General features: G+C 42.6%; 15 protein-coding genes. 11 read left to right on the plus strand and 4 right to left on the minus strand.

The annotated features are described in order from the left end of the window. Positions 1–3: 3 nt before the first annotated feature. Positions 4–2,460, minus strand: a complete 2,457-nt coding sequence (locus tag M301_RS03060; RefSeq protein ID WP_013147295.1) for an LPS-assembly protein LptD — start codon at positions 2,458–2,460, stop codon at positions 4–6. 194 nt (positions 2,461–2,654) lie between these two features. Between M301_RS03060 and M301_RS03065 the strand changes: the two genes are divergently transcribed. The 6 genes from M301_RS03065 (at position 2,655) to M301_RS03090 (ending at position 8,884) form a co-directional block, all read left to right on the plus strand. Continuing rightward, the gene (locus M301_RS03065; protein ID WP_013147296.1) at positions 2,655–3,653 is read left to right on the plus strand and encodes an aminoglycoside phosphotransferase family protein; all 999 of its coding nucleotides are present in this window, start codon (positions 2,655–2,657) and stop codon (positions 3,651–3,653) included. 17 nt (positions 3,654–3,670) lie between these two features. Beyond that, the gene (gene murU / locus M301_RS03070) at positions 3,671–4,348 is read left to right on the plus strand and encodes an N-acetylmuramate alpha-1-phosphate uridylyltransferase MurU (protein ID WP_013147297.1); all 678 of its coding nucleotides are present in this window, start codon (positions 3,671–3,673) and stop codon (positions 4,346–4,348) included. A 23-nt stretch (positions 4,349–4,371) separates the two neighbouring features. Beyond that, positions 4,372–5,694 carry an aminopeptidase P N-terminal domain-containing protein gene (locus M301_RS03075; protein ID WP_013147298.1) on the plus strand — a complete coding sequence of 441 codons (1,323 nt, stop codon included), beginning with the start codon at positions 4,372–4,374 and terminating at the stop codon, positions 5,692–5,694. Positions 5,695–5,707: 13 nt separating this feature from the next. Next, positions 5,708–6,877 (plus strand): FAD-dependent oxidoreductase, encoded by a 1,170-nt coding sequence (locus M301_RS03080; protein WP_013147299.1) that lies wholly within the window; start codon positions 5,708–5,710, stop codon positions 6,875–6,877. Beyond that, positions 6,874–8,082, plus strand: coding sequence for an FAD-dependent monooxygenase (locus tag M301_RS03085; protein WP_013147300.1), 1,209 nt, complete (start codon positions 6,874–6,876; stop codon positions 8,080–8,082). The genes M301_RS03080 and M301_RS03085 overlap by 4 nt, the downstream gene beginning before the upstream one ends. A 73-nt stretch (positions 8,083–8,155) precedes the next feature. Next, positions 8,156–8,884, plus strand: coding sequence for a DsbC family protein (locus tag M301_RS03090; protein ID WP_013147301.1), 729 nt, complete (start codon positions 8,156–8,158; stop codon positions 8,882–8,884). A 118-nt stretch (positions 8,885–9,002) separates the two neighbouring features. On the opposite strand, the gene M301_RS03095 is transcribed toward M301_RS03090, so the two are convergent. Together M301_RS03095 and pilB are read right to left on the minus strand one after the other, a co-directional pair. After that, positions 9,003–10,220, minus strand: coding sequence for a type II secretion system F family protein (locus M301_RS03095; RefSeq protein ID WP_013147302.1), 1,218 nt, complete (start codon positions 10,218–10,220; stop codon positions 9,003–9,005). Positions 10,221–10,234: 14 nt separating this feature from the next. Next, positions 10,235–11,953, minus strand: coding sequence for a type IV-A pilus assembly ATPase PilB (gene pilB / locus M301_RS03100; RefSeq protein ID WP_013147303.1), 1,719 nt, complete (start codon positions 11,951–11,953; stop codon positions 10,235–10,237). Positions 11,954–12,290: 337 nt separating this feature from the next. On the opposite strand from pilB, the gene M301_RS03105 reads away from it, so the two are divergent. Further along, on the plus strand, positions 12,291–12,494 hold the full coding sequence (locus M301_RS03105) for a cold-shock protein (protein WP_013147304.1): 204 nt from the start codon (positions 12,291–12,293) through the stop codon (positions 12,492–12,494). A gap of 108 nt (positions 12,495–12,602) precedes the next feature. Here the strand turns inward: M301_RS03105 and icd are convergent, their stop codons facing one another. Next, entirely contained in the window at positions 12,603–13,859 is a 1,257-nt protein-coding gene (icd, locus tag M301_RS03110; protein ID WP_013147305.1) for an NADP-dependent isocitrate dehydrogenase, read from the minus strand. Between the two features lie 45 nt (positions 13,860–13,904). Here icd and M301_RS03115 point away from each other — a divergent pair, with 45 nt between their 5' ends. The 4 genes from M301_RS03115 (at position 13,905) to M301_RS03130 (ending at position 16,703) form a co-directional block, all read left to right on the plus strand. Then, on the plus strand, positions 13,905–14,456 hold the full coding sequence (locus M301_RS03115; protein ID WP_013147306.1) for a pseudouridine synthase: 552 nt from the start codon (positions 13,905–13,907) through the stop codon (positions 14,454–14,456). A gap of 27 nt (positions 14,457–14,483) precedes the next feature. After that, complete coding sequence (locus tag M301_RS03120; RefSeq protein ID WP_041359733.1) at positions 14,484–15,194, plus strand: type 1 glutamine amidotransferase; 711 nt, start codon at positions 14,484–14,486, stop codon at positions 15,192–15,194. 47 nt (positions 15,195–15,241) lie between these two features. Then, positions 15,242–16,336, plus strand: a complete 1,095-nt coding sequence (gene aroC, locus M301_RS03125; RefSeq protein ID WP_013147308.1) for a chorismate synthase — start codon at positions 15,242–15,244, stop codon at positions 16,334–16,336. Positions 16,337–16,466: 130 nt separating this feature from the next. Further along, positions 16,467–16,703, plus strand: a complete 237-nt coding sequence (locus M301_RS03130; RefSeq protein WP_013147309.1) for an HP1242/YdcH family protein — start codon at positions 16,467–16,469, stop codon at positions 16,701–16,703. Positions 16,704–16,752 lie beyond the last annotated feature (49 nt).

Raw genomic sequence — 16,752 nt, forward strand, 5'->3', positions numbered from 1 at the left:
TAGTTACTCGTAATAAGGTTGTTGATAGGTGTCAGGAATAAGACCTGTATTCACATAGCCTGGAATGTTGCGTTTGATGACTGATAAAGGGTTGGCGCCAATTGAGGCTAGCCCGCCGAGTTCAAGTTGAAAGAAGAATGCATAGTTCGCGTTAGCGGTTGCCGTGCTTACACGCTGAATAACAGTTCTTGTCTGCCAGCAGCCTGCATCATACTCTAAGCCAGCCAGTGTTTCGATGATACTGCTTTCACGTAGTGAGTAGTTGATGCGGCCAACGCCGTACCAGCCTTTGCCTAAAGGCCACTGACCTGATAAGTCAAACTGGTCTAAACCTGTACTCGTTAAAGCACCTGGAGTATCGCGCCTGTAACTATAGCTTAAGTTAAGTGCTTTACCAGGTTCAGGGGCATAGTGACTAGAAACTGTGGTGCGAACCGATCTGGAGTCGTCGGTGTTGTATTGCCAAAAGGCATCGACATTCCAACTGGTTTTTAGATATGAGCTAAGCCCCGCAATAATGTCGGAGCTATTACTTTTGCGTAAAGTGGCATCAGGTAGTGATACGGTTTGATCGGCAAAGTAATAACGTTGACCAATAGACGCTGTTAAGCGCTGTATGCCAGTATCAGACTCAATCAAGCGTGAGGTTAAGGCAAGGCTTAATTGATTGGCATTGTTAATACGGTCGTTGCCAGTATACTGGTTTTCACTAAACAAAGAGCTAAAGTTCAAGTCGGTGTCACTGGTGTCGAAAATTGGAATGTCAGATTGCTTGGCTTTTGGAATGTACACGTAAAACATTCTCGGCTCTATTGTTTGCGTGTAGTTACGGCTTGCAATTTTGAAGTCGCGATCAAAAAATAAACCGCCATCTATACTGGCGATAGGCAATGTACGCTCTAGCGAGCTGTTGTTATTTGGATCGTTATTCAGGCTATAACTCGTATGGTGAATACCAATTTTAGGCGTAATGTAACCATAGGTTTGATTCATCGGTAAGCTAATGCTTGGATATATTGTAAAGCGGGAGCCTGTGACTTTGGCTGGCGCATTCTTATTGGTATCGAAGGCAACTAGCTGTGTATACAAATTAGCATTAAAATTACCATAGTCTTTGTTGCCATTCAATGTTAATTGCGGCAACCGTTCGTACGGGTAGGATAAGTTATCTAAAGTCTGAAATTTTTGTGCAAGGGCATTAAAATTCCATGTGTCGTCAGCGTAATCTACATTAAATTGCTGTGGCAAAGTAACGCGGCTGGTTGTGACAATACGTGTTGATAAGTCTGCAAAATACTCATTGTCAGAAACTTTTTCTAGGCTATAGCCAGCAGACCAGCCTTTGCCCAAATTCTGTTGGTGTTTTAGGTTTACGTAATATCGATTCTGGCCAGTTTGGTCATCACTTGGTAGGTACTCAAGGTCATCAATACCCGAAAAACTATCTTCCAAATATCTAAACTCACCTTGTAGTTGTACGCCGCGCTTACTCAAAACGCGTGTTGCAAGTGTTGCATCCATATTGGGTGAAATGTTCCAATAGAAAGGCACCGTTAACTCAAGGCCACTTTTAGTCGTGGTGCCGTAAGTTGGTGCAAGTAACCCACTTTTACGTTGATTGTTAAATGAGAAGCTAATCCATGGCGTGTAAATTAGCGGTACGCCTTTAAACTCAATATAAGCATTTTTGGCTACACCAGTCTTACTGTAGTCATTCAGGTTTAATTCTTTGGCTTTGATATACCAGTCATCTACACCAGCATCGCAAGTAGTGTAGCGCGCATCTTTCAGTGTTTTTCTATCTTGGCCTTCAAAAATAATAGCTTTTGCATCACCGCGTGCGTTCGATGAGCGAGGTGAGGAGTTTTCATCTGAATTGCCTTGCGACTGATTGCCATCAGACACTTCTGTTGCCAATGAGTATGTGCTTGTTCCACCAATTTGCTGGCTTTGCAAGTTGCCTAAGCTTTTAGAGAATTTTTCAGAACTTTTAACGTTAGTTTGGATTTTCTTAGCATCTGCATTTTCGGTATCTTCAATAATGCTGATTGAGGCGTCTTTAATTTCGCCTATGCTTTCTGATAAGTGCATGTGTAGCTCAGGTCCGGTAAGTTGAGCGCTGCCGACATTGATGCTGGCATTGCCAGTGACATGCAACTCATCATTTTGGACGTTGTAATCTATTAAGTCGCCAGTGATATTTTGTTTGCCACGGCTGATTTTAGCGTTACCAATCGCCCGCATCTCTCTATCAAGATGTAGCTCTAGTTTATCGCCTTCAATGACAAGCGCATCTGCATTTGCCTTTACAGCATTCGCTTCATCAGACGTGTCAGCTAAACCAAGTGTGTCGCCTATAGTTGAAGATTCAACAGGAATCACTTCACTTTCGGCATGCGAGCGTAAGCTGCAAAGTAACAAAGCAGCGGTTAAGCCACTTAAAAAACGGCTTTTTAGCATGAAGTTAACACATTGAATAGAGTTGGAATGTAAGGCACGAGTATATAGGCAGACGGTTTTATTTTATCAGTGATAAAATCTCATAAATTGGACTTTTTGGCAATCAATAAATCGTTTTGCCCCTTTAATGCTCTTTGTATTTTTATAGGACAAAGCGCGATAAAGCAACATTATATAACATTGGATAGATAGCTGTGGATGATAGACAACAACAACTCAACGCTTGGTTAAGCAAGACCTTACCAGATTCAGACTTCAAGCTAACAACAGCATCGGCAGATGCTAGCTTCAGGCGCTATTTTAGAGTGCATTTAGCTAATCAAACTTTAATCGCGATGGATGCACCACCGCCACAGGAGGATTGCACGCCATTTGTAAAAGTGGCTAAGCTGTTTTTAGATGCTGGTTTAAATGTGCCCAAGGTGGTCGCTCAAGATTTAGTGAATGGCTTTTTGCTATTAAGTGATTTAGGTAATGATACTTACTTGCAACATTTGAATAATGAGACCGCGCAAATGCTGTATTTTGATGCGACGAATGCGCTGATTAAATTGCAGTTAGCCAGTAAAAGCCATGATTTACCTGCTTATGATGAGGCCTTACTCACACGTGAGATGCAATTGTTCCCGGATTGGTATGTGAGTAAGCATTTAGGTCAAACACTTAACGCCGAGCAGCAAGGTTGGTTGCAACAGACCTTTACCTCCCTAAATAAAAACATATTATCGCAAGGTCAGGTCACCGTGCATCGTGATTATCACTCACGCAACTTGATGGTGACGCATGAAAATACGCCTGGCATATTAGATTTTCAAGATGCCGTACATGGCGCCATTACTTACGATTTAGTCTCTTTGCTTAAAGATGCTTATATTCAGTGGGATGAAGAGCAGATTATCGATATTGCGGTGCGTTATTGGGAACCTGCTAAAAAAGCGGGTCTGCCTGTAGCCAATGACTTTAGTGAGTTCTATCGTGACTTTGAATGGATGGGCGCGCAACGACATATTAAAGTGTTAGGCATATTTGCGCGACTTAGCCACCGTGACGGTAAAGATGGCTACCTAAAAGACATGCCACTGGTGATGCATTATTTGCGCAAAGTCTGCGAGCGCTATGTGGAGTTGCGCCCGATGCTGCGACTGTTAGATGCGCTTGAAGGACGTGTGCCGCGTCCTAAATATGTAGTTTAGATAGTTAAAAGCCATTTATGAAAGCCATGATACTAGCCGCTGGTCGTGGCGAACGTATGCGCCCACTGACCGACCACACACCTAAACCGTTGTTAAAGGTGGGTGGCAAGCCACTTATTGTTTGGCATTTGGAACGATTAGCAAAAGCTGGTTTCAAAGAGGTTGTGATTAACCATGCGCATTTAGGTGAGCAGATTGAACAGGCGCTGGGTGACGGCAGTCAATGGGCTATGCAAGTTCAATACAGTCCTGAAAAAACAGCCTTAGAAACGGCAGGAGGCATTGCCAATGCTTTGCCTCTGTTAGGTGCTGAACCGTTCTTGGTGGTGAATGGAGATACGTTTACTGAGATTGATTTTGGTGTTTTAAAGCATGCCTTGCAAGCTAATCACCATGCGCATCTTGTATTGGTAAACAACCCGCCGCAGCACCCCAATGGCGACTTTGCTATTGAAGCTGATAGGCTTAAAAACACAGGCGAAAAAATGCTGACATTTTCAGGCGTTGGTGTATATCACCCAGATTTATTTGCTAGCGTGACACGTGGCGAGCCGGCAAAGCTTGCGCCTTTGTTGAGACAAGCGATTGCTGAAAATCAAGCAACAGCTGAGTATTATCAAGGTGTGTGGCATGATATAGGCACGCCTGAGCGCTTGAATATGTTGAATGAAGAGTTAAAACTGCGAGCGAGATAACGAATGAAAAAGGAACCGACTCAATGAGTCAACTATTTGAATTTCAACAACGTAGATCTAAGCTTCTGAGCGCGATGGGCGAAGGTATTGCCATTATTCCCACCGCACCAGAAGCTATTCGCAATCGCGATAGTCATTATCCATACCGGTTTGATAGTTACTTTTACTATTTAACGGGCTTCAAAGAACCAGAGTCTGTAGTCGTGCTGGTGGCTGGCGCGACACCTAAAAGCATATTATTTTGTCGCGATAAAGACATGGAGCGGGAGATTTGGGATGGCTTCCGTTATGGAGCAGAAGCCGCTAAAGCTGAATTCGGATTTGATGAAGCTTACTCAGTCAATGAACTTGATGCAGTGATTCTGAAGTTGTTGGCGAATCAGCCTAAGTTATTCTTCAGTTTGGGTGAAAGTGCTAGTTGGGATGTTCGTGTGGTGGGTTGGATGAACACCTTGCGTACGCAGGCGCGCAGTGGTGTTCATGTGCCTGATGATGTGAGTGATATACGTCAATTAGTGGATGAAATGCGTTTGATTAAATCACCATTTGAGATTGATTTAATGCGCCGTTCAGCCAATATTGCCGCATCAGCGCATAATCGTGCCATGCAGTTTGTCGGGTCTAATTTTTCTAGACCGAATATGATGGAATATGAGGTCGAAGCGGAATTCTTGCACGAGTTTTATCGCAATGGAGCGCAAGCGCCTGCTTATACCAGCATTGTCGCGGGTGGCGCGAATGCTTGCACGCTGCATTACAACGCTAATAATGCAAAGTTGAATGATGGTGATTTGTTGCTGATTGATGCGGGTTGCGAGTTAGATGGCTATGCCTCAGATATTACGCGTACTTTCCCTGTGAACGGCAAGTTTAGTGCTGCGCAAAAAGATATTTACGAGCTAGTGTTGGCTTCGCAAGCCGCGGCGATTGCAAAGGTCAATACCAGCAACCATTGGAACGCTCCCCATGAAGCGGCATTAGATGTGTTGGTGCAAGGTTTTATTGATTTAAAACTATGCAAAGGTAGCAAAGAAGCCGTGCTGGAAAATGGCGATTACCGTCAGTTCTACATGCATCGCACTGGACACTGGTTGGGTTTAGACGTGCATGATGCAGGCGAGTATAAAGATAAAGCTGATCATTGGCGTATGCTCATACCAAATATGACGCTGACGGTTGAGCCTGGCTGCTATATTCGTCCCGCCGAAAATGTGCCTGAAGCTTTCTGGAATATTGGTATTCGTATTGAAGATGATGTGCTGGTGACGAACGAGGGCTGCGAGGTGCTGACTAAAAATGCGCTTAAAACAGTGGTCGATATTGAGGCCTTAATGGCTAGTAAGTAGCATGAAGGACTAAATGAGCGACATTGTAGAAAATATTGTCATAGTCGGTGGCGGGCCAGTAGGCGCCACTTTGGCTCTTCTGCTGGCAAAGCAGGGCGTATCAGTGACGGTGTTAGAGGCACGTAAACACAGGGCTGCTTACAATGAGAGCAGGGCACTGGCTTTGTCATACGGTAGCAAGCGTATTCTTGAAAAGTTGGGTGTTTGGGGCAGCTTGGCGAAAAGTGCTACCGCCATTAATACTATCCATGTGTCACAAAAAGGTAGTCTTGGTCGTTCAAAATTGCAAGCGAGCGATTACAAGCAAGAGGCACTTGGTTATGTGTTGTCTTATGGCGCGCTGAGTGAGGCGCTTGATGTAGAACTTGCAAATCAATCTTTAGTCAACTTTGTATTTGAGGCTTCCGCTGAGCACATCGCTCATATAAGCACTCATGCCAGTGTGACTTATGCCTATCAAGGTGAGTCACATACTTTAAATAGTCGATTAGTAGTGTTGGCTGATGGTGGTCGCAGTTTGGATGAAATTGCAGGTCTGGTTAAAGAAACCAAAGAGTATGGCCATGATGCGCTGATTTCTAAAATCAGCGCGGAGTTGCCACATAATAATGTCGCATATGAGCGTTTTACTGTGAGCGGTCCAATGGCTTTGCTGCCTAACGGAGCACGTGACTTTTCATTGGTGTGGACGGGCAAAAAAGAATACGTTAATGCATTGCTGGCACTGAGTGACGCAGAGTTCTTAGCGCAGTTTCACGAACAGTTTGGCGATAGAGTGGGGCAATTTTTAAGTGTAGAAAAACGTATGGCATTTCCATTAAAGCTATCACAATTAAAAACGACTGAAACACCTCATTTGGTCGTTATTGGCAACGCCGCGCAAACCATGCATCCTGTAGCAGGGCAAGGCTTTAATGTAGGCTTGCGAGATGCAGAGTCTCTTGCGCAATCAATCGCTACTGCAGCGCCAGCAGATTTGGGATGTCAGAAAATGTTGGCCGACTATCGCGCGAGCCGGCAATCTGACACTAAAAACGGTTTGTTGTTTACTGACTTTTTAGTGAATATTTTTTCTAATGAGATTGTTGGTATCAACGGCTTAAGGAGCGCAGGTCTAGGCCTGTTTGATCTGATTAAACCTATCAAACAGCATTTGGTCAGTAAAATGAGTTACGGCAAATGAGTGAAATATTACGTACCGATGTGACGATTGTAGGCGCTGGCTTAGTCGGTCTTGCGGCGGCTGTTGCAATGCACCAAGCAGGTTTTTCTGTGGTGTTAGTTGATAGCAAAAATCCTGTGGGTACTGATTTTGCAGATGACACTTGGGATGCAAGAATCTATGCGATTAGCCCAAAAAATGCGCAATGGCTAGATGATTTAGGCGTATGGCCATTAATGAATCAATCACGTATTGGCAAAATGCAGTCTATGGAAATATTTGGTGAAACTGATAGCTCTCAAGGTCAGCACGCGCCAATCACCCTATCAGCTAATGATGTGAATGCAGATTCTTTAGGCTACATCGTCGAGTCGAAATCTCTGATGCAGGCCTTGCTCAAGCAGGTTGTAGCTTTAGGCATTCAGACGCGATTTGATAGTCCGTGTGAAGCGGTTAGCAATAAGCCAGATAAAGCTGTATTGCATCTACAGCATCACCAGTCGATTGAAAGCACATTATTGTTGGCTGCCGATGGTAGCCACTCTTGGGTGCGTCAACAGCTGAACATGCCGATGCAGCAAAAGTCTTATGAACAAACGGCGATAGTTGCGAATTTTACTGCGACAAAGCCGCATGGCAATATTGCTAGACAGTGGTTTGCGCAAGATGCAGAAAGTCAAAATAGTATTTTGGCCTGGTTGCCGTTACCTGATAATACAGTTTCTATTGTTTGGTCTGTGTCAACCAACTATGCCGATGAACTGTTAAGATTAAGTGATGATAAGTTTACCAATACAGTGAAGTTGGCGGGTAATAGCATATTAGGTGATTTTAAATTACTAAGCCCAGCTATGCGGTTTCCGTTGAGTTTACAAAAGACAAGCACCTTGGTGCAAAATAGTGTGGTTTTGGTAGGTGATGCTGCACATCAAGTTCATCCGATGGCAGGCCAAGGGGTTAATTTAGGTTTTAGAGACGTGGTGGATTTGCTTGATACTTTGAAAACTAAAAATCAATATCAATTATTAAATGATACTCACCTGCTCAAACAATACATGCGCAAAAGAAAAGTTGATATTTTGAATATGGTGTTGTTAACCGATACACTTTATCATTTGTTCAGAAGTCAGAATGCAGCAATAAAAGCAGTCAGGAACTGGGGATTGTCTGCGACTAACCATCAAGCAATCAAAAAAATGTTAGTTTCAAACGCAGTATCACTTTAATATGTTGCGATTAAACTAAAAGTTTTCATACAAATTAATCAAATTTAAGTTAATTCAAAATCAAGGAAATTGCATGTTCAAAAAATTAGTCAGCTTTACTTTATTAAGTGCTGCATGCGTTGGAGTTTCAACTTCTGCAATAGCCGATGAAGCAAGTGTGAAAAAAGCTGTAGAAGCAGCTTACCCAAAATTTAAGGTAGAGAGCGTAGCGAAAACACCTTACGCAGGTTTGTATGAAGTATTTATGGGTGGTCAGATTATCTACACCGATGAAAAAATGTCTTTCTTGATTGCAGAAGGACATTTAGTTGACCCTAAAACTAAAAAAGACATTACTGGCGAACGTATGGAAGAGTTAACCAAAATTGACTTCTCTACACTGCCTTTAGATCAAGCGATTAAAGTGGTAAAAGGTAATGGTAGCCGTAAATTAGTCGTGTTTTCGGATGTAGATTGCCCATATTGCAAGCGTTTAGAGCAAAATGAATTAACTAATATCACTGATGTGACCGTTTATACTTTTCTTTATCCGATTCAGCAATTACATCCAGATTCAGCGAATAAATCTAAAGCGATTTGGTGCGCAAGCAATCGGGTAAAAGCTTGGCAAGACTGGATTTTGAATGGTCAATTACCTAGCTCAGCTGGTAATTGCGAAGTACCGATCGAAAAAATTGGCGACTTGGCGAGAAAGCTTGGAGTTACCAGTACGCCTACGTTGATATTTGCAGATGGTAAACGTATGTTAGGTGCACAACCTTATAAGGACATTGAACGGGCTATGGTGGCAGCTAAAAAGTAAATGATAATTTTTTTGTAGCTAATTTGGTTGTGAGTGGAAAACAATAGCGACTAAACTAGTCGCTATTGTTATTTTTGGTAGAAAAGCTAATTTGTTATTCAATGTAGTTTAACTTTAATTAAACTACCGAGCCCATTTTAAATATAGGCATATACATGGCGATAACCAGCCCACCAATCAGAACGCCGAGCACAACCATGATGACTGGTTCCATCAAGCTAGCTAGTGCATCAACTGCATCATCAACTTCAGCTTCAAAAAAATCTGCTACTTTACTTAGCATAGCATCCAATGCGCCAGATTCTTCACCAATGGCTGTCATTTGTAGCACCATATTAGGAAATACATCGGTATTTTGCATAGCAACAGTTAGGCTTGTACCCGTACTAATTTCACTCTGTACTTTTTTTGTTGCGTCATAGTAAACACGGTTGCCAGATGCTCCCGCAACTGAGTCTAAGGCTTCTACAAGAGGTACACCAGCAGAAAACATAGTCGCTAAAGTACGAGCCCATCGCGCAATTGTAGCTTTTCGAATTAGTGGACCAAAAACAGGAACCTTAAGAATTAATCGATCCATGGTGGCTTGCATGCTCAGAGAGCGTTTCCATGTGTAAAAGAAAAACCAAATGCCGAATCCAATGGAACCAAAAATCGCCCACCACCATTGCACAAAAATATCTGAAATCGCCATGACAATTAAAGTCGGGGCTGGTAACTCTGCGCCAAACCCATCGAATAGTGTCTTAAATGCTGGAATCACAAAAATCATTATCACTGCGACAATCACAAATGCAACTACGATAATTGATATTGGATAGAAAAGAGCTGACTTAATCTTTGATTTAATAGCGAGTATTTTTTCTTTATAAGTAGCAAGGCGATCAAGTAGCGTGTCTAAAATACCTGCTTGCTCCCCTGCACCGATTAAGTTGCAAAATAAAGCATCAAAATAGAGGGGATATTTACGAAATGCCGCGCTCATGCTGCTGCCTGTTTCTACGTCAGATTTAATGTCTAATAAAAGCTTAGCGACAGCTGGATTACTATGGCCTTTACCTACAATATCAAAAGATTGTAGAAGTGGTACGCCTGCTTTCATCATGGTAGCAAGTTGGCGAGTAAAAAGCGTAATGTCTTTATCTGAAACGCTACCTTTATTCGTGAAGCTGCTTTGTTTTTTTACTTTGGTCACAACAATGCCCTGACGTCGCAAAGTGGCATTCACAAAAGACTCACCTGTGGCTCGTATTTCGCCTTTGACTGACCGGCCCTTTTTGTCTTTACCTTCCCAAGAGTATGTAACTTCTTTGGTGGCTTTAATATTTGCTGCCATAGTGATTCCCTATATTATTCGTTCGTACATGCTTCGACTTCCTCGATCGAAGTTAAACCTTGCATTACCTTCATTAAACCCGATTGGCGCAAATCCTTTACGCCTTCAAGTTTTGCTTGATCCGCTATGTCATGTGCGGTTCCGCTTTTCATAATAATACGGCTAATCGCGTCAGTAATGGGCATCACTTGATAAATGCCGACTCGGCCTTTGTAGCCGTTGTTACATAGTTCGCAACCACCTTCTTTGGGGCCGTATAGTTGCCACTCATCTTTAAAGTCGTCTTCAGTGAAGCCCACACCGTATAAAGCTTCTTTTGGAACGTCTAAAGGAACTTTACAGTTTTTGCACAAACGTCTTGCTAAGCGTTGTGCTGTAATCAGTGAAACAGCTGATGCAATATTGAATGGTGCAACGCCCATATTAAGTAAACGTGTCAATGTTGAGGGCGCATCATTGGTATGTAGCGTAGACAATACCATATGGCCTGTAGACGCGGCTTTAATTGCCATGTCCGCAGTTTCTAAATCACGAATCTCACCAATCATGATGATGTCAGGATCTTGGCGAAGAAATGATTTTAATGCAGCGGCAAAGGTTAACCCTTGCTTATCATTTACGTTGACTTGGTTGATGCCAGCTAATGGAATCTCGCATGGATCTTCCGCTGTCGCGATGTTCACATCAGGACTATTTAATATATTCAGGCAGGTGTACAGCGATACTGTTTTGCCAGAACCCGTAGGCCCTGTTACCAATACTAGTCCATACGGACGACTGACAGCGCTTAGTAGACGTTCTTTTTGAACTGGCTCGTAGCCAAGCGCCTCAATACCTAATGTGGCGCTTGATGGATCTAAAATACGCATCACGATTTTTTCGCCATTGATAAGCGGCAATGTGCTGACACGGAAATCGATGGTTCGCGTTTTGGATAACACCAGCTTCATACGCCCATCTTGTGGGATGCGTTTTTCAGAAATGTCCATGCTGGAAATAACTTTAATCCGCGAAGCTAATTTTTCCTTGATGGCGAGTGGTGGCTGTGTGATTTCCCTAAGTATGCCATCTACACGATAGCGTACGCGGTAAAATTTCTCGTACGGCTCAAAGTGCAAGTCAGACGCCCCCATATTGATAGCATCTAACAACATTTTATTTAGAAACTTAACAACAGGAGCATCATCAACTTCTTGTGTCTGCACTTCATCTTCGACTGATGCTACATCATCACCGCCTAAGTCATAATCGTCATCAAGACTCATAGACTTCATGCTGGTGTCACTAGCTTCAGAAATTTTATCTATCCAGCGCCCCAGCTTGTCATCTTCAACGACGACCGGTGATAAAGCCATGCCCATTTGAAACTGAACGCTGTCTAATGCATGTAAATTAGTAGGATCTGAGATTGCAACATACAAAATATTGTTACGTACTTGCAATGCCAACACGCGATTGGTTTGCATGAGTTTAGTATCAATTTTTTTAGCTGGGAGGTAATCTGGGTTAAATGCATCTAAGTTAAAGTAGGGGAAACCAAATGCTTTTGCCGATGCTTCGGCAATGACTTGGGCGGTTAACTTCCTACTGGTAATAAGCTGGGAAATAAATGGGTTCTTAACAGAGGTTGCTTGCGCTTGTATGGCATTCGCTTCATCCTCAGAAAGTAACTTTTCTTGGATTAATGTGCGGGCAAGGCCGCTTAGTTTGTTTGATGTAGGTGCATTGGCCATAAATGTTACATTTAAGCAGCGTAAAAGCTTTCCCTATTTATTTTTATCAAACTAATAATGCCCTTAAGACTTTTTTTTGTAAAGACTTTACGCAAAATTGACTATAAAAATGGCACATAATTTACATTTTAAATACCTCTAGTCGTATGAATGTGCTTGAAATCATTAAACAAACCTAAAAAAACTTGACATTTTCAGGCTTCCAAATTATAAATATACTCAGGTGTTTGGGTTCGAGTTTTGTAGCTTGCTTTAAATTTTCAATTTTAAGGTAACTCTATGTTCTTGAGACAGGCTTTTTGGGGCGCCCCCCGTCGTATTATGTAAGGATGTAGAAATGGCAACAGGTACCGTAAAATGGTTTAATGACTCAAAAGGTTTTGGCTTTATTACGCCAGATGATGGTGGCGATGATTTATTCGCACACTTCTCTGCGATTGTAGAAGCAGGCTATAAAAGTCTTAAAGAAGGTCAACGTGTAAGTTTTGAAGTGACCGATGGTCCAAAAGGCAAGCAAGCTTCAAATATTCAAAAGGCTTAAGTCTTTGCGACTAAGTACATATTTGTACAAGTACTTTTAGTATTACAGTCTATGTAACGGCTCGTAAGTGATTACGAGCCGTTTTTTTATGCCTGTATTAAAGCAATACTACATATTGGCGATGATTTCTTCACCAAATTGAGCCGTTCCTACTTGTGTTGCGCCATCCATTTCACTTGAAAAGTCACCAGTGACGCGTTTAGCAAGAATCGCTTTTGCAACGCCGTTAATCACAAAGTCAGCAGCTTCTACCCAACCTAAGTGGCGCAACATCATTTCAGCTGAAAGGATAATAGAGCTAGGGTTAGCTAAGTCTTTGCCAGCAATTTTTGGTGCTGTGCCGTGCGTAGCTTCAAACATGGCGACGGTGTCACTCAAGTTGGCGCCTGGCGCGATACCAATACCACCAACTTGTGCAGCGAGCGCGTCACTCATATAGTCGCCGTTTAAGTTAAGTGTCGCAACAACATCATAGTCTTGTGGATGCAATAAGATTTCTTGCAAGAAAGCATCGGCGATACAATCTTTAATAATCATGCCATTTGGTAGTTTGCACCAAGGTCCGCCGTCAATCTCAACTGCGCCGAATTCTTGTTTGGCAACTTCATAGCCCCAATCTCTAAAGCCACCTTCGGTAAACTTCATGATATTGCCTTTATGAGCAATGGTGACTGATTTGCGGTTATTATCAATGGCGTACTGAATAGCCTTACGCACTAGGCGTTTGCTGCCATCAATTGAAACAGGTTTAATACCAATTGCTGAAGATTCAGGGAAGCGAATTTTTTTACGCATACCCATATCGCTTAAAAACTGAATTACTTTTTCAACTTCATCTGTACCGGCTGCCCATTCTATACCCGCGTAAATGTCTTCTGTATTTTCGCGGAAAATCACCATGTCGGTTTTTTCTGGGTGTTTAACAGGGCTAGGCACGCCTGTGAAGTACTGCACTGGTCGCAAGCAAACATATAAATCAAGCTCTTGGCGCAGTGATACGTTTAAAGAGCGAATGCCACCGCCCACTGGTGTAGTTAAAGGACCTTTGATAGACACTACATAGTCGCGCACTGCATGCATGGTTTCTGCGGGTAGCCAATCATTTGCACCATAGACTTTGGTTGCTTTTTCGCCTGCGTAAACTTCCATCCATGAAATCTTACGTGCGCCACCGTAAGCTTTGTTAACTGCAGCATCCACCACTTTAATCATAGGTGGGGTAATATCAGCACCTATGCCATCTCCCTCAATAAATGGGATAATAGGCTGGTTGGGTACGTTCAACGTATTATCCGCATTGACGGTGATTTTTTCGCCAGTCGCTGGAACGATGATTTTCCCAGTGATATTATTTTTCGTAGCCATTTTAGATTTCCTAATGTTAAGTTTCTGAAAATTTAAGCTTATTTAATGATTATTCTATTCAATAAACCCTTTAACGTAGTGTGCCAGTTCAGTGCGCATGACCCAGGAAATGGAAAAACGGGACATCCTACGTTAAAAGACTTTATCCAAATCCCAGATGTCTATGCTGCAGGGCGATTAGATACTGATAGTGAAGGTTTACTTATTTTAACCGATGATGGCATGTTGCAACACCGTTTAAGTGATCCAAAACGTAAAGAATTTAAAACTTACTGGGTGCAAGTCGAAGGTACTCCTTCAACTGAGGATTTGGAGCCGCTCATACGAGGTATAGATCTATCAGATTTCGTAGCAAAACCAGCGCAGGTTAGGTTAATTCCAGAACCAGAATCACTGTGGCTAAGAAATCCACCAATCAGAGAAAGAAAAGCCATTCCGACCAGCTGGTTAGAAATTAAAATTAGTGAGGGTAAAAATCGCCAAGTGCGTCGTATGACCGCTAAAATAGGTTTTCCAACATTAAGATTGATTCGCTACGCCATTGGGCAATATACGATTGATGGCATTCAAAATGGGCAACACAAGGTCATTGAATAGGGCAATTAAATAATGAGCACAACAAACATAAGGCCAGTGATTGTTTTTAAAAATGTAGCACATGAAGGACCTGGCTATTTAGGCGACTTTTTAACACAGCAGAATATCCCTTGGCAAATCATCAATACCAATGAAGTTGGTGCTTTACCAGCTTCTATCTTGGGCTACAGTGGCGTTGTGATTATGGGTGGCCCTATGAGTGTGAATGACGAGTTGCCTTGGATTGCACCTTTGCTTGATTTGATTCGTGAAGCAAAAGCGGCGGATATTCCGCTATTAGGACATTGCTTGGGCGGTCAACTGATTAGTAAGGCTTTTGGCGGCGTAATCAGCGCCAATCCCATTAAAGAAATTGGCTGGGGCGAAGTAAATGTGACTCAAAATGAAGCTGCTAAGCATTGGTTTGGCGAGATTGAAAGTTTTAATAGCTTTCATTGGCATGGTGAAACGTTTAGCTTGCCAGAAGGCGCAACGCATGTATTAGCTAGTGTACATTGCCAAAATCAAGCTTATTCCATAGGTAAGCACTTGGCGCTTCAAACTCATATTGAAGTGACTGCGGACATGGTCAAAAGTTGGTGTGAATTGGGTGCTGATGAACTTGCAGAAGCTGCTTCAAGCCCTGCTGTTCAGCAGGCGGAAGCCATGCAGCAAACGTTACCTGTGCATTGTTTCTTTCTGAATAAAGTAGCAAAGCAAGTCTATGGTCAGTGGATTAAAGGGCTAATGCACGGATAGAGATATCCGTATGTTAAAATCTAGAAAACTTACAAGAGAAAAGCATTATGTCGGGTAATACAATCGGTACTTTATTCACGCTCACTTCATTTGGTGAATCACACGGCGCGGCCATTGGCGGCGTGGTAGATGGCTGCCCGCCAGGTTTGTCTTTGTGCGCAGAAGATTTACAAATCGATTTAGATAGACGCAAACCTGGTACTTCGCGCCATGTGACACAACGCCAAGAAGCCGACAGTGTAGAAATTCTATCTGGCGTATTTGAAGGAAAAACTACAGGTGCGCCTATCGGTTTTTTGATTCGCAATACTGACCAACGCAGCCAAGATTACAGCAAAATCATGGATACTTTTCGTCCAGGCCACGCCGATTATACCTATACGCAAAAATACGGTGTGCGTGATTATCGAGGTGGTGGACGTTCAAGTGCGCGCGAAACCGCTGTGCGTGTTGCCGCTGGTGCTATTGCTAAAAAATGGTTAAAAGAGCGCTTTGGTGTAACCGTACGTGGCTACATGAGCCAAATGGGTGAAATTGATATTCCATTTGTGAGCTGGGATGCGCTCAACCATCAAGATAACGATTTTTTCTCACCTAATATCGAAGTATTGCCGCAGTTAGCGAGCTATTTAGACAATATTCGTGCTGAGCGTGATTCTGTAGGTGCACGTATTACAGTAGTGGCCGAAGGCGTTCCAGTCGGCTGGGGTGAGCCAGTATTTGACAGGCTAGATGCAGAAATCGCCTATGCCATGATGAGTATCAACGCGGTTAAAGGAGTAGAAATCGGTGCAGGTTTTGATTCAATTGCACAGCGTGGTAGCGTGCATTCTGATGAAATGACACCACAAGGTTTCGTGACAAATCATGCAGGTGGTATTTTAGGCGGCATTTCTACAGGTCAAGAGATTCGCGTGAATGTCGCGTTGAAGCCTACTTCCAGTATCCCACAAGAGCGTCGTTCTATTGATAAAAATGGTCAAGCGGTGACGATGCAAACAACAGGTCGTCATGATCCTTGCGTTGGTGTTCGTGCTACCCCAATTGCCGAAGCCATGATGGCGTTAGTATTGATGGACCATGCGCTACGAAATAGGGCGCAAAATGCAGATGTGAATAGTGCAACGCCCAAAATTATTTAATTTAACGCATCTTGATTGATGTATGTCATAGCAAGGTAGACTTAGCAGTTCGATAATAAAAACGTAACTTGATTCACTGTAGATTTTAGAGTGTTAGAGTTTATTTTTGATTACTTAATGAGGAGTTACTATGAATGTTGAACATCATGATTTAGCGCACGAGTTCCCAGAGCATCGCGAAAAAATCCACAGTTTAAAATTGGGAAATGCGCATTTTGCCAAGTTGTTTGATGCGTATCACCTCGTTACAAAAGATGTGGAGCGTTTAGAAGGAGAAAATGTGCCAGTTTCTGATGAAGTACTAGAAATTCAAAAGAAAGAGCGTATTCAACTAAAAGATCAGCTTTACGCAATATTGATTGCTTAGCTAGTAATCTTTAAATCGTCATTCAATAAAAAGTCGGCTTTAGCCGACT

Origin of the sequence: Methylotenera versatilis 301, assembly GCF_000093025.1 — a bacterium.
Taxonomy (GTDB): Bacteria; Pseudomonadota; Gammaproteobacteria; order Burkholderiales; family Methylophilaceae; genus Methylotenera; species Methylotenera versatilis.

Bases quoted from the DNA above. Each gene is read 5' to 3' on its own strand.
- M301_RS03060 (WP_013147295.1), bottom strand. From the start codon at position 2,460: ATGCTAAAAAGCCGTTTTTTAAGTGGCTTAACCGCTGCTTTGTTACTT.
- murU (WP_013147297.1), top strand. From the start codon at position 3,671: ATGAAAGCCATGATACTAGCCGCTGGTCGTGGCGAACGTATGCGCCCA.
- M301_RS03075 (WP_013147298.1), top strand. From the start codon at position 4,372: ATGAGTCAACTATTTGAATTTCAACAACGTAGATCTAAGCTTCTGAGC.
- M301_RS03080 (WP_013147299.1), top strand. From the start codon at position 5,708: ATGAGCGACATTGTAGAAAATATTGTCATAGTCGGTGGCGGGCCAGTA.
- M301_RS03085 (WP_013147300.1), top strand. From the start codon at position 6,874: ATGAGTGAAATATTACGTACCGATGTGACGATTGTAGGCGCTGGCTTA.
- M301_RS03090 (WP_013147301.1), top strand. From the start codon at position 8,156: ATGTTCAAAAAATTAGTCAGCTTTACTTTATTAAGTGCTGCATGCGTT.
- M301_RS03095 (WP_013147302.1), bottom strand. From the start codon at position 10,220: ATGGCAGCAAATATTAAAGCCACCAAAGAAGTTACATACTCTTGGGAA.
- pilB (WP_013147303.1), bottom strand. From the start codon at position 11,953: ATGGCCAATGCACCTACATCAAACAAACTAAGCGGCCTTGCCCGCACA.
- M301_RS03105 (WP_013147304.1), top strand. From the start codon at position 12,291: ATGGCAACAGGTACCGTAAAATGGTTTAATGACTCAAAAGGTTTTGGC.
- icd (WP_013147305.1), bottom strand. From the start codon at position 13,859: ATGGCTACGAAAAATAATATCACTGGGAAAATCATCGTTCCAGCGACT.
- M301_RS03115 (WP_013147306.1), top strand. From the start codon at position 13,905: ATGATTATTCTATTCAATAAACCCTTTAACGTAGTGTGCCAGTTCAGT.
- aroC (WP_013147308.1), top strand. From the start codon at position 15,242: ATGTCGGGTAATACAATCGGTACTTTATTCACGCTCACTTCATTTGGT.
- M301_RS03130 (WP_013147309.1), top strand. From the start codon at position 16,467: ATGAATGTTGAACATCATGATTTAGCGCACGAGTTCCCAGAGCATCGC.